Below are 13,437 nucleotides of genomic sequence, written 5' to 3' on the forward strand. Positions count from 1 at the left end.
TTGAGTAAAATACTGGACTCAGGTAAAGACACTGTAGTATAATATAATTCAGCGTATGCATTTTTTATAGAGGGGATGTTAAAAATTGAAAGATAAATTTAAACAAAATGTTCAAGATATAGTTGAAGATATTACTGCTAATTATCTTACAGAGGAACTGTTCTTAGCAAAAGAGACTGTAATGCTGCCTGACAGGAGCGAGATTATCAGTTTAATAAAAGAACTCAGGACAATTATGTTTCCAGGGTATTTTGGAACAGACAGGCTGGATTGTACCCTGGCACCATATTTTATAGGACAAAAGCTTACAAATGTTTTTGATAAGCTTTCAACACAGATAGAGCTGGCCCTATCCTATACCTGCAACTGTAAAAGTAAGGAGATAGCAGATCAGGCTGAAACCATTACCGTTGAATTCCTGAGACAGCTGTCAAAAATTCAAAGAATACTGGTGACAGACATTCAGGCTGCTTATGATGGAGATCCAGCAGCAGGCAGTAAAGAACAGATTATATTCTCCTATCCAGGACTTTATGCTGTTTTCGTTTATCGTATGGCTCATGAACTGTATATAAGAAATGTACCTTTTATTCCAAGAATTATGACAGAATATGCTCATAGCCGTACAGGTATTGATATTAATGCAGGAGCAACCATCGGAAAGTATTTCTTTATTGACCACGGTACTGGGGTTGTAATCGGAGAGACTACCATAATCGGAGATAATGTAAAACTGTTCCAGGGAGTCACCATTGGGGCTTTATCTACACGGGGAGGCCAGTCTCTGGCAGGAGTTAAGAGACATCCGACTATAGAAGATAATGTTACTATTTATTCCGGAGCTTCTATTCTGGGCGGTAAAACAGTAATCGGTCATGACTGTGTTATTGGGGGTAATGCTTTTATTACAAAATCCATAGCACCTCATACCAAAGTAAGTATCAAAAATCCGGAACTGTCTATAAGTGGCGATGGATTTGATGAGTAGGAACAACAGTCCTTCATTTTTTATGTAATAAAAAAACCTGATTCAGCAGTTATTTAAAACTGTATAAGAATCAGGTTTTAATTTTATTTAATCAAATATTTCCAATGGAATTTCACTGTCCGCATCAATGGATTTTATAATATGTAAATTTTCAACTTTAGCAAGATCGAACTCTGTTCCGGATGCAATTTTTTTTGAGGAAAGAATCCTTACCATAGGATCCAGCATGCATCCCGGGGTATTTTTTATAACCAAGGCTATGGAATCATCCGTTAGTTTCACCATAGTTCCAACCGGATAAACAGAAATTGTTTTAAAGAAAGCATTTAAAATATCAGGATCAAAATGAGTACCTGAATTACTGGCCATAAAATCCAGAGTATCTTTAGTCTGCCATGCCGGACGATATGACCGGGCAGTTGTTAAGGCATCATAAACATCTGCAATGGCTAATATTCGGCCACATAAAGGTATATTTGCCCCTGAAAGTCCATTTGGATAACCAGTTCCATCATATTTCTCATGGTGGCTGGCAATACCATCTAAAACGGTTAATGAAATTTTCATTGAATTTTTTAGCTTGTTAACCGCATAGGTCGGGTGTTTTTTAACAATAGCAAATTCTTCTGTTGTTAAAGAGGAAGGTTTATTTATAATACCGATAGGTACTTCTAATTTACCAAAGTCATGCATTAAGCCAGCTGACGTAAGTTCCTGAAGGGAAACACGGCTATATCCAAGCTGTATCCCGATGAGTGTGGCTAAACTGGCAACATTAATGCAATGGGAATAAGTATAGTTGTCAAATGTTTTTATTTCAACCATATTTAAGACATATTCATCCTTAGAAAGAATATGGTCCATCAAAGAGCTGGAAACATCAATTAAGGTATTTGCCATGCTTGAAGTTATAGCCGACTTTGATACAAAATTTCTACATACGCTTTTTAAATCTGCCGTGATTTTCTGTTTTAAAGCAGGGTCAACAAAACCTTGAGCAATGATATCCTCGCTGTATTTTGTTTTTATATATACTCCGGGAATATTCAGTGTTCTTAACTTTCTGATATAACGTATAGTTAGTTTTTGATCGGCAAGTAGAAGTGGAACAACCGATACGTCATTCATAACAGCTTGACCAACTATCATACCGGGCTTAAGCTGATTTGTTTGTACGAAAATCATCTGGAACCTTCCTTGGTAAAAGTCTTGAAGTTAATTAGATTTTACGAAACATTCTAAAAACTTCCTAAAATAATAAAGCTAAGCTATATATTACCACATCTTATCAAAATTTGCAAATAAAGATAAATTAAAGTATAATAATTATGTAATATAAAGCAAATAAGTGTAAAAATGGGTTTTATTTATGGGGGCAAAATGTGTAATATAAACTATAAAAAGTATGGAAAACAAGATTATAAAATAGGGAAATGGTCAGGTGGAATCACCACTGAGTTAGCAATTTATCCCGAAAATTTTTTATATAACCAGCGAAAATTTATATGGAGGCTTAGTTCCGCATCTGTAGATGTTGAGAAATCAGATTTTACGCCTTTGCCGGATTATGACCGGGTTCTGATTGTACTTCATGGTGAAGTGGTACTTTCACATAAGAAAAAACGTGTAATAAGGCTGGCGCAATATGAGCAGGACCGGTTCAGTGGCACATATAAGACAAGAAGTTTTGGCAAAATAACGGATTTTAATTTAATGGTCAGAAAAGGCAACCAGGGTTTTGCCCAAGTAATAACCCTGACAAAAGAATCTGTATCTGTACAAGTAGAAATAATGGAAGGGTATAAAAAAATGAGCCATGGTTTTTATTGTGCAGAGGGAAAGTGTAAAGTAAATTTCCATAAGGAAGAATGTCTGTTAGAAGCAGGCGAATTATTAATAATAAATTCTGATTATGGCAGCATCAGCCAAATGAACTTATCCGGTGAGGGAAAGACTATCTGGACCCATATGTACTATAATGAAAATGAAATCTAAAAGATAAGTATGAATCTGAACTTAAAAGGAACAGTCAATTAAGAATTATTAATAGGCTGCTCCTTTTATTTTATTTATTATAACATTGCAATTAATTCGTCTATGTCTTCTACTGGTGTGGCCCAGGAAGTAACGAAACGGATGCAATATTCTTTGTCTCCAACAGGGCATTCTTTTTCAAAAGAGACCTGCTTTTCAAGTTCAGAAACAAGTTCATTTGGAAATATAGGGAAAATCTGATTGCTAGGTGAATCTGTAATAAATTTATATCCTTTTGCAGCAATACCTTCTCTTAAAATTTTGGCCATATCGTTGGCATGCTGTCCCAGATCAAAATAAAGATTATCTTTAAAGAACTCTTCAAACTGAACGCCAAGAAGTCTGCCTTTTGCAAGCATGGAGCCGCTTTGTTTCAGTATCCATCGGAATTCATTTTTTAATTCTGGATTAGAAATAATCAAAGCCTCACCAAATAGTGCCCCATTCTTTGTACCGCCAATATAAAATGCATCAGTCAGCTGGGCAATATCTTCTATAGTCATATCATTTTCAGGGGATGTAAGGGCTGATGCTAGTCTTGCTCCATCCAGATATAAATATAAATTGTATTTCTCACATCTTTTCTTTATTTCCTGCAGCTCTGATTTTTTATAAATAGTTCCCAGTTCAGTTGTATTTGAAATATATACCATTTTAGGCTTTACAAAATGCTCATCTTCATGATATCTCACGGCTTCATCAATCTGATCTGGATTCAGCTTTGCGTCTTTAGTAGGCATAGCAATAATTTTATGTCCACGGGCTTCTACTGCACCTGTTTCATGAACACATATATGTCCTCTGGCAGGAGATATTACAGCTTCGTGAGGTCTGAGAAAGGCTGTGATTGAAGTAAAATTGGTCTGAGTGCCTCCTACAAAAAAGTGTACATCAGCATCCTGTCTTCCAATTCTGTCCTTAATCATGCGGGCGGCGTTTATACAGTGAGGATCTTCTCCATAGCCCACAGTCTGTTCCATATTGGTTTTTACCAGTGCTTCCAGAATCTGAGGGTGAGCACCTTCACTATAATCACATCTTAAAAATATCATTGAATAGTCCTCCTAAAAATTTTTTGGCAACTGTGTAATGTCAGAGCAGCCTAAATATATTATATATGAAATAAATTTAGTCCGGTAGATAAAATGGGAAATAAAATATATTTGTTATTAAAAAAAACAATGGATTTTTTATTCAAAATGTAGTAAAATAATTCAGTAAATATTTATTGTATATAAAAGTGCACAAGAACAAAATATTAATAAGGAAGACGGCGAAAAGGGGTCTTGTATCTCTTTCACTCTAATTAGCTGTTGAACCTTATTTTTTTAGTTTTTGTGCTTTTTTTATTTAAAGGAGGCGATGAAAGGATATGAATAAAAAATATATTTTTGTAACAGGTGGTGTAGTTTCAGGTCTGGGGAAAGGAATTACGGCTGCTTCACTGGGGCGGCTGCTTAAGGCCAGAGGACTGAAAGTAGCAGCCCAGAAACTGGATCCCTATATAAATGTAGATCCAGGAACAATGAGCCCATACCAGCACGGGGAAGTTTTTGTAACAGAAGATGGAGCAGAAACTGATTTGGATTTAGGCCATTATGAAAGATTTATAGACGAAGATTTAAACAAGTTTTCCAATTTAACCACAGGCAAGGTATACTGGAATGTTTTAACAAAGGAACGCAATGGAGAGTATCTGGGAAGTACTGTGCAGGTTATTCCTCATATTACAAATGAAATAAAAAGCTTTATTTATAATGTGGGAAAATCCAGTCAGGCAGAGGTTATCATCACAGAAATAGGAGGAACCACAGGAGATATTGAGAGTCAGCCGTTTCTGGAAGCAATACGCCAGGTATCTCTGGAGGTTGGGAAAGAAAACTGTTTATTCATACATGTAACGCTTGTTCCTTATATAAAAAGCTCTGGAGAGCACAAATCAAAGCCTACCCAGCATTCTGTCAAGGAATTACGGGCACTGGGCATCTCACCAGATATTATTGTTATGCGCGCTGACGAACCCATCGGGGAAGATATCCGTCAGAAAATTTCTTTATTCTGCAACGTAAAACCGGATTGTGTGATTGAAAACATCACCCTGCCGGTTTTATATCAGGCACCTGTAATGTTAGAGAAAAGCAATTTTTCCTGGATTGTATGCAGGGAACTAAGCATCAATGCGGGACCTTGTGATATGACTGAATGGAACCAGATGCTGGATAGAATTGAAAAGCGGGATAAGGAAGTAAAGATTGCTATTGTGGGAAAATATGTGAAGCTGCATGATGCATACTTATCTGTGGCAGAAGCTCTCCGTCATGCCGGATACGAAAATGGCAGCAGAGTTCATATAAAATGGATTGATTCAGAGGACGTAAATCAGGAAAATATAGAATCGTCATTAGGCGATGTGACTGGAATTCTAGTACCAGGAGGGTTTGGGGACAGAGGGATAGAAGGGAAAATCTGTGCCTGCGAATATGCAAGAAAAAATAATATCCCTTACTTTGGCATATGTCTTGGTATGCAGATTGCAGTAATAGAATTTGCCAGACATGTACTTGGATTAAAGGATGCTCACTCCAGTGAATTTTTGCCTTATGGAACAAATTCAGTAATAGATTTCATGCCAGATCAGTCGGGAGATATCCCCAAGGGAGGTACCATGCGACTGGGTGCATATCCTTGTAAAATTAAAGAAAATACTAAAATGTCACAGGCTTATGAAAAAGAAACTGTACAGGAAAGGCACCGACACAGGTATGAATTCAATAACACTTACAGGGAACGTTTCATAGAGTGTGGTATGGAAATCAGTGGAACATCTCCAGATGGAAGGCTTGTAGAAGCAGTTGAAATACCGAGAAATACTTTTCATGTGGGTGTACAGTATCATCCCGAATTTAAAAGCCGTCCAAATAAGGCACATCCTTTATTCAGGGAGTTTATTAAAGCAGCATTAAAATAAAACAGGGTTGACAAATGAGGACTACAAATGTAAACTAAAGTAAGAGTTACATTTGTAGTCCTTACTTTTGTTTTGGGCAAGTACATTTGTATGGTAGGAGAAAAATTAATTATGTAAAGGGGTTTTTATATGAATAACAGGAATATCAGTATTAGTGACTCAGAGTGGAAGATTATGAAAGTTCTTTGGGAGTATCCCAACATTACTTTAAAAGAGATTGCAGGAAGAACAAAGGAATGTGGCTGGGGATACTCCACAGTAAGAACTTTAGTAAACAGACTGGCAGACAAGGGGGCCATTAATGCAGATAAAGGTGTCCCTAATAATTTTAAGTATTATCCTGTAGTAGGTGAAGAGGAATGTAAGATTAAAGAGGTAAAAAGTTTCCTGGAAAAAGTGTTTGATGGCTCCGCTTCAATGTTGATATCTACTTTAGTAAAAGATTCAGAGCTGTCTGATGAAGAACAGAAGAAACTAAGAGATATTATAGATAAAATGGACCAGTAAATGTATATTGCAAATAAACTATTAATTAGTATTTATAGGCGTTTAGGGTGATATTTAATGATAATGGGAGATAGCAAATGGATTTTTTAATTAATATGACTGTTACATTTTCTGTAACGGCTATTTTGATTCTGATATTAAAAAGGGTGTTTAAAAACCAGTTTACACCCAAGTGGCATGTACTTATCTGGACCATATTGATAATAAGGTTTGTCATTCCTGTTTTGCCTGAAAGTGATATCAGTATTTATAATTTCCTTCCAGATATTTCTGGAACATATGCTGAATTTGCTGAGCAAAAATCTGCGGAACAGATATACAGCATTCCAGAGAAAACCCACAGCACTCTGCAAAAGAGTCCGGATAATTATCTTAATTCTAAAAATGGGATTAATAAAGAAGTAACCAATGAAAATATACAATTGGAAGATAACGAATATAACCATAAGCCTTTAGAAAAGATGATACTTCTTATATATGGGGCGGGAGTTAATGTGATGGCAGCCGTTTTGTTGATTTCATACAGACGGATTCTTAAAAAAGTAAAAACCCTGCCTGTGTGTCAGGACGAAGAAATCTGCCATATTCTTGATCTGTGTAGAGAGCAGTTGAAGGTAAAAGGTGACAGAATTGTTCTGAGGAAGGGGGTAGAATCCCCTATTCTGGCAGGGATACTGAACCCAGTTATTTGTATTTCTGAAAAATATGACTGTTATGAGTTAAAACATGTTTTTACTCATGAATTATGTCACTATAAAAACGGAGATAACATCTGGAACCTGATTTCTTTGATGATTCTCTGTTTCAACTGGTTTAACCCACTGGCTTGGTATAGCTTTAAAACTTTCAGGTGTGATTTGGAAATGTACTGTGACTATCGGGTTATAAATTTTACTGGAGCGAAAAAAGCCTATGCAGAAATGTTATTGAACACGGTCACAGGAAAAACTTCTTTTATTATTTCTTCAATTTGTCTGGAAAGTGGAGAAAAAGAAGTAAGCAGACGTATAAAAAGGATAGCCTGTTTTAAAAAGCCTAAGATATGGGCAAGTGTATTAGGACTGGTTCTACTTGGAGTGCTGTCCGTATTATGTTTAACAAATGCTCCAGGTTTTTCTCAAAAAACTCAGTTAATTGATGTATGTGGACCCGACAACGAGTGGAGTAAATATATGTTAGAAGTACCTCTCTCCTGGGGTAAAGAATATGAAGAAGTGATGCCTGAAAGTCCACCATACAGTGAAAATATCATATTTCATAATAAGAATGGAACTGAAACTGCAGCACTGACTTATAGAATGCTGGATCTATCTGAAAATGAAGTTGAGCCTGAGGGCTCTGGCAGTAAAGGGAACTTGTCAGGAAGAGTAAATTATGAAAAAAAGGTAAAAGAACTGGTAAAGCAGTCTGGAATTTTACCTGTTTTAAAAAATAATGTAAAAATTCAAAGAATAAAAGAGCATTCCCCATATATATGGGATGCATATAAAGTGACCTATCTGAAAGATGATAAACGGATAAGGACAGAAGTCTATATTGCTTCTGATCAGTATACAAGAATAATGCCTGTGCTTTATACGGAAAATGATAGTATTACAGATAAAGAACTAATCAGTACGGCCATGACCTTAGAGAGTGTGAAAGCCCCTGCCTCCTATAGGGCAAAATCAGACGCTGGAATCCTAACGGATGCAAAAAGGGGTGTAGCTGTTGCTGGGGGAGATTATGATGCAGAGGCAATGCTTTCCCAGTATCTGGAGAATTATGTAACTACGAAGCTCCCTCTGAGTAAATCCATAAAAGGATTTAAGATAAATAGTTTTAAAGAAATAAATCCGGTGGGGGATATGCCAGGCATACTTGATAATGATATGGTTCAAGGGGAAACTGTACCATGGAATATTATTTATCCATCTGCCAGAGTATATAAAGTGGATTATGAGCTTGAACCGACAGATAAACAGAAGTATAAAGATATTGCCGGGGGAGGTTCAGAGATAACTGAAAAAGGTAATAAACACTACACGGAACGTTACGCTGTTTTTTATGGTTATTCCATAGATGCTAAAAAATATCAAGCTGCTTTTTTAGGTTTTTTAGAGGATGGCAGCCTGGCAGAGTGGGGAGTGGATTATTCCGTTCTGAATCTGATTAATCTCTATTATGAAAAGGAACTCCTGCCTCATATATTAAAGAATGCCAGAGTTCGGTATGTTGGCGATGCCAGTGCGGATGGAAAGCTTGTAAGGATGCTTCCATTACATGAGTATGGTAATGGCATTGAACTGCAGACCCAGAAAGAACCTTATGGCATTACAGTAAATTATCTGATTGGAAGGTCAGAACCATATAACCCGGAAACGGGGGCACCTTAAGTGCGTGGACAGGAAAAGATGGTGACATTTCTGGAATTTACAGTAGACAGACACCTACAGAGTTAAATTCATACATAAAAAAGCAACTTCAGAAAAATGCTCAATATCTTAATTCTGGAATAGAAAACGTCAAATCCGCCACAGTACAATGCCAAAGTCCATATTTAAAGAAGAACTTTAATTTTACATTCAGTGATGCTTATGGGAATAAAGGCGCAAATTAATAAAGTAGAAAGCCTTACTAGGAACTTTGCTTAAGATTCAGTTTACAGACAAAGGCAAAAGAGTAAAGGTATTCAGCTCAATGGGAATTGCCTTTTTCCCTGAACACGGAAATGATTTTAATGAACTGTACCGCAAGGCAGATACTGCCCAGTATCAGTCAAAAAATAATGGGAAGAATAAAATTAAAATTTATGAAAAATAAATAACTAAGAGGCTGTTAAAAACATTTTTTTAGCAGCCTCTTAATTACTATCTGGATGATTTAGAATGATATTTCTCCTTTGTAGCAAGGCCGCCTCTGATATGTCTTTCTGCTTTATTTGTGTCCAGAACCGCTTTTACTTCAGCGGCAAGCCCTGGATTTATTTCCTGCAGTCTCTCTGTAATATCTTTATGTACCGTACTTTTGCTGACTCTGAATTTCTTAGCAGTCGCTCTGACCGTGGAATTTGTATCAAGAATGTACCTGGCCAGTTCCAGGACTCTTTCTTCTATGTAATCCTTCATATTAAATACTTCACCGCCCCTATCATTTATTGGATTCAATCTAATGAGTTCGATATCACAATATATGCGGGAGAATTTGGAAGTATGAGAATTGTTTTGGAACATTAGCAGTCAGATGGTAAAATAAATAATAATACTTGATTTTTGAGAAAGGAATCTTACAAAAGATGAACGATACGAAAGAATTATTTATGCAAAAGACTGCAGTGGTGTGGATTGGTGCCATGCTTTGCTGTGCATTATGGGGAAGTGCTTTTCCCTGTATAAAAATTGGATACAGACTGTTTTGCATTACAACAGGTGATGTGGGCAGCCAGATTCTATTTGCAGGAAGCAGATTCACTTTGGCAGGCATTCTGACCATTGCAATAGGCAGTATATTAAATAAAAAAATGCTGGTTCCCAAAAGAGGCTCCTGGCTGAAAATTTTAAAGCTAAGTATGCTTCAGACAGTACTCCAGTATATATTTTTTTATATAGGATTATCCAATACAACGGGAGTTAAGGCATCTATTATAGAAGGAGTAAATGTGTTCCTTGCTATTCTAATTGCCAGTCTCATTTTTAAACAGGAAAAACTTACAAAGGTAAAGAGCATGGGATGCATAATAGGTTTTATTGGTGTAATCTTAGTTAATTTAACAAAAGAAGGAATGGATATGTCTATGAAGTTTAGTGGAGAAGGATTTATCCTTTTGTCCACTGTAGCTTACGCTTTTTCATCTGTTACGTTGAAACATTTTTCCAAAGACGAGAACCCCGTTGTCTTAAGTGGATACCAGTTTGCCTTAGGGGGAATCATTATGATTGTGTTGGGATTAATGATGAACGGTCGGTTAGATGTGATAACAGCGCCTGGGATTGTAATGCTACTTTATCTTTCAGTGGTATCAGCCGTAGCATATTCCTTATGGGGTATTCTGTTAAAATATAATCAGGTATCCAGGGTTGCGGTATTTGGGTTTATGAATCCAGTATTCGGAGTGGTTTTATCTGCCCTGTTACTCACAACTGAAAATGAAGAGGCACTGGGATTAAAAAGCGTCATTTCACTGATTTTAGTTTGTGCAGGTATTTATATCGTCAACTGTCAGAAACCTTCGGATAAGATAGATAATAGTGCAGCTTTGTGATAAAATATCATACGAAAGTATCTTTAAGAAATCTTAAGGTTATATAAAGACAGAATTAAGGATAATAATCTAATATAGAACTCAAATCAGGAAAAAAGTGGAGTGGGATAAACGAGATAATTTAGTCAACAGGAAAAGGCAAAATGAAATATGAATAAAACAAATAGAAAAAGGTATGAAAAATCTGCATCAAATAAATTAATTGATAGATACAGAAAAAGACAAGGAGGTTTACAACTATGAGTTATAAGATTCTGGTAGCAGAGGATGATGAGTCTATTGTAGATCTTTTAAAATTATATTTAGAAAATGAAGGGTATGAGGTATACGCTGCAAGTGACGGACTTCAGGCACTGGATATACTGGCCCACAATGAGATTGATTTAGCTGTATTAGACATTATGATGCCAAAACTCAATGGGTATGAAGTTACTAAAAAAATCAGATTTATCAGCAATATACCAATCCTGATACTCTCTGCAAAAAACTTAGACAGTGATAAAATAATAGGACTTGATCTGGGTGCAGACGATTATATGACAAAACCTTTTAATCCTTTGGAAATCATTGCAAGGGTAAAGGCAGCATTAAGGCGGTATTATAAATTAAATGACAACACAGCACAGCAAACGGTTACAAGTACAAAATTAATTGTAGGGGAACTGGAGCTGGATACAGAAAAACTGGAACTGACGAAAAGCGGGAAAGAGATTTCTTTAACGCCTACAGAATATAAAATAATAGCCTTATTGATGAAAGCACCTGGCAGGGTTTACACAAAAGCACAGATTTATGAAACTATTAGCGGGGAGTATTTTGAAAGCGATGATAACACAATGATGGTACACATTTCAAAACTCCGTGAAAAAATAGAAAGGGATCCTAAAAGTCCTGAATATATAAAAACAATCAGGGGGCTTGGATATAAAATTGAAAAAAGATAAACGAAAAAAAGGAAGTTTCCTGTCTCTGCTAGTAAAGAATTATATAGCCTTTACAGTAATAAACGTTATTTTGGTCATATCCATTTTCTCTTTAGGTACTCTGGCTTTGGCCGCCCACCTGAAAATGCCTAAAGGAGATATTACTCCTCAGATTAAACTACTTGAAAAAGGACAGTATGAACGTATAAAACCATATACCCTGGTAGGGCCTAAAGGGTATTTTGAAATTCTGGACAGCCATAATAAAGTCATTTATACCAGTGACAACAGTAAGATTCGAAGCGGATACACTAAAGGGGAATTGCAGTGTATTCAGGATTATTCAGGGAATGTTTACAGATATTCATCCAGATTTAAGGGGAACAATGGTAAGCCCCTGACTATAGTTCAGGAGATAAAATACCAAGATGATGGAGATAAAGATTCAGGATATTTTCAGATATTTGACCGGAATCGAAATGTGATTATGTCCAGTGCAAACGCTCCTGCCAAAAGACATTATACAAAGAGGGAGTTTACGTATCTGACCAATTCTTTAGATGATGACCTGGAAATCAGCAAGTACTCATTTAAAGGTAATGATGGTAACAAGTATAAAATTATCATGAACATGACTTTCTCTGACAGGAGAAGTATGAGGGCCTATTCACACGGACTGGTAGTAATAGATATAAGCATCATATTATGCTATATATTATCTGTATCGGGGTTTGTACTATGGCTTTCAAGGAAGATAAAAAAACCTTTGAATACGTTGAACCAGGCTATGCAGGCATTTGCCGGGGGGATCGAAACCAGGCTGTGGAGTACATTGGATCAGCGGAATTTGTTCAGATCTGTGACAGTTTTAATAATATGTCTGAGCAGCTCAGGGAAAGTGAAAATGCTAAAACAAAGATGGAAGAGCAGCGCCAGAAAATGCTGGCAGATATATCCCACGATTTAAAGACACCGATTACTACCATACAGGGGTATGCTAAAGCTCTGGCAGATGGCATGATAGCTGAAGAGGAGCAGAAAAAGTACTTAAATAAGATTTACAATAAATCTATTGAACTAACGGATTTAATTAATACTTTTTATGAATATAGTAAACTGGAGCATCCGGATTTCTCTTTCTGCTTTGAAAGCATCGAAATATATGAATTTTTACGAGAATATCTGGCAGAAAGATACGAAGAAATCAGTGACAAGGGCTTTGAACTGGAACTGGATATACCTGAAGATCATGCTTTTTGCAATGTGGACAAGTTCCAGTTAAAACGTGCATTTGATAACATAGTAAATAATTCCATAAAGCATAACCCAAAAGGGACAAGGCTTTTTATCAATGTAACTATGGATGAGCAGCAAAGTCTCAATAAATTCGTGAGAATTGTAATTGCAGATAATGGTGTTGGTATTCCACAAGAACTTACAGCCTCCATATTTGATCCTTTTGTAGTGGGAGATGATTCCAGAACCAGCAAGCAGGGCTCTGGATTAGGGTTATCCATTAGTAGAAAAATCATTGAAGGGCATGGAGGAAATATTGCTCTTGAAACAGGAGAAGAAAAAGGATATAAAACGGCATTTAAAATATTTATTCCATTACTGGGACAGTAGATTTATCTTTACTGTCCTTTTGTATACAGAAAACCACGCGTTGGACGCGTGGTTTTTTTTTAGGGGTAAACACTAATTAATAAAAAGTTAATACACTTAAAAAACTTTAAGGCTACATAAAGTTTTTTTAAGGTTTTGTAAAGACTTGATA

At 36.3% G+C, this 13,437-nt stretch carries 13 protein-coding genes; 10 read left to right on the forward strand and 3 right to left on the reverse strand.

What is annotated here, in order from left to right; genetic code table 11:
* The first annotated feature begins 85 nt into the window (after positions 1-85).
* Positions 86-988: a serine O-acetyltransferase EpsC gene (gene epsC, locus Ami3637_RS11800; protein WP_243158005.1), complete on the forward strand. Its 903-nt coding sequence runs from the start codon at positions 86-88 to the stop codon at positions 986-988.
* Positions 989-1,075: 87 nt separating this feature from the next.
* Here the strand turns inward: epsC and Ami3637_RS11805 are convergent, their stop codons facing one another.
* Positions 1,076-2,173: an HD-GYP domain-containing protein gene (locus Ami3637_RS11805; protein WP_162362758.1), complete on the reverse strand. Its 1,098-nt coding sequence runs from the start codon at positions 2,171-2,173 to the stop codon at positions 1,076-1,078.
* Positions 2,174-2,368: 195 nt separating this feature from the next.
* On the opposite strand from Ami3637_RS11805, the gene Ami3637_RS11810 reads away from it, so the two are divergent.
* Positions 2,369-2,983, forward strand: a complete 615-nt coding sequence (locus Ami3637_RS11810; RefSeq protein WP_162362759.1) for a HutD/Ves family protein — start codon at positions 2,369-2,371, stop codon at positions 2,981-2,983.
* 77 nt (positions 2,984-3,060) lie between these two features.
* On the opposite strand, the gene Ami3637_RS11815 is transcribed toward Ami3637_RS11810, so the two are convergent.
* Positions 3,061-4,074 carry a threonine aldolase family protein gene (locus tag Ami3637_RS11815; protein WP_162362760.1) on the reverse strand — a complete coding sequence of 338 codons (1,014 nt, stop codon included), beginning with the start codon at positions 4,072-4,074 and terminating at the stop codon, positions 3,061-3,063.
* 320 nt (positions 4,075-4,394) lie between these two features.
* Between Ami3637_RS11815 and Ami3637_RS11820 the strand changes: the two genes are divergently transcribed.
* The 4 genes from Ami3637_RS11820 (at position 4,395) to Ami3637_RS11835 (ending at position 9,299) form a co-directional block, all read left to right on the forward strand.
* Positions 4,395-5,990 carry a CTP synthase gene (locus Ami3637_RS11820; protein WP_162362761.1) on the forward strand — a complete coding sequence of 532 codons (1,596 nt, stop codon included), beginning with the start codon at positions 4,395-4,397 and terminating at the stop codon, positions 5,988-5,990.
* Between the two features lie 129 nt (positions 5,991-6,119).
* A complete protein-coding gene (locus tag Ami3637_RS11825) occupies positions 6,120-6,497 on the forward strand; it encodes a BlaI/MecI/CopY family transcriptional regulator (RefSeq protein ID WP_162362762.1) in 378 nt (125 codons plus the stop codon).
* Between the two features lie 77 nt (positions 6,498-6,574).
* Positions 6,575-8,872: a M56 family metallopeptidase gene (locus Ami3637_RS11830; RefSeq protein WP_162362763.1), complete on the forward strand. Its 2,298-nt coding sequence runs from the start codon at positions 6,575-6,577 to the stop codon at positions 8,870-8,872.
* 250 nt (positions 8,873-9,122) lie between these two features.
* Positions 9,123-9,299, forward strand: coding sequence for a GGDEF domain-containing protein (locus Ami3637_RS11835; protein ID WP_162362764.1), 177 nt, complete (start codon positions 9,123-9,125; stop codon positions 9,297-9,299).
* A 47-nt stretch (positions 9,300-9,346) separates the two neighbouring features.
* Here the strand turns inward: Ami3637_RS11835 and spoIIID are convergent, their stop codons facing one another.
* Positions 9,347-9,604 (reverse strand): sporulation transcriptional regulator SpoIIID, encoded by a 258-nt coding sequence (spoIIID, locus tag Ami3637_RS11840; protein ID WP_162362765.1) that lies wholly within the window; start codon positions 9,602-9,604, stop codon positions 9,347-9,349.
* A 167-nt stretch (positions 9,605-9,771) separates the two neighbouring features.
* Between spoIIID and Ami3637_RS11845 the strand changes: the two genes are divergently transcribed.
* From Ami3637_RS11845 to Ami3637_RS11860, 4 genes are all read left to right on the forward strand, one after another.
* A complete protein-coding gene (locus Ami3637_RS11845; RefSeq protein ID WP_162362766.1) occupies positions 9,772-10,737 on the forward strand; it encodes a DMT family transporter in 966 nt (321 codons plus the stop codon).
* Positions 10,738-10,976: 239 nt separating this feature from the next.
* Positions 10,977-11,681 (forward strand): response regulator transcription factor, encoded by a 705-nt coding sequence (locus tag Ami3637_RS11850; protein WP_162362767.1) that lies wholly within the window; start codon positions 10,977-10,979, stop codon positions 11,679-11,681.
* A complete protein-coding gene (locus Ami3637_RS11855; protein ID WP_162362768.1) occupies positions 11,668-12,627 on the forward strand; it encodes a hypothetical protein in 960 nt (319 codons plus the stop codon). Before Ami3637_RS11850 ends, Ami3637_RS11855 begins: the two co-directional genes overlap by 14 nt.
* A complete protein-coding gene (locus tag Ami3637_RS11860; protein ID WP_162362769.1) occupies positions 12,579-13,286 on the forward strand; it encodes a sensor histidine kinase in 708 nt (235 codons plus the stop codon). The genes Ami3637_RS11855 and Ami3637_RS11860 overlap by 49 nt, the downstream gene beginning before the upstream one ends.
* Positions 13,287-13,437: the final 151 nt, after the last annotated feature.

It is taken from the genome of Aminipila terrae, assembly GCF_010120715.1.
GTDB lineage: Bacteria > Bacillota > Clostridia > Peptostreptococcales > Anaerovoracaceae > Aminipila > Aminipila terrae.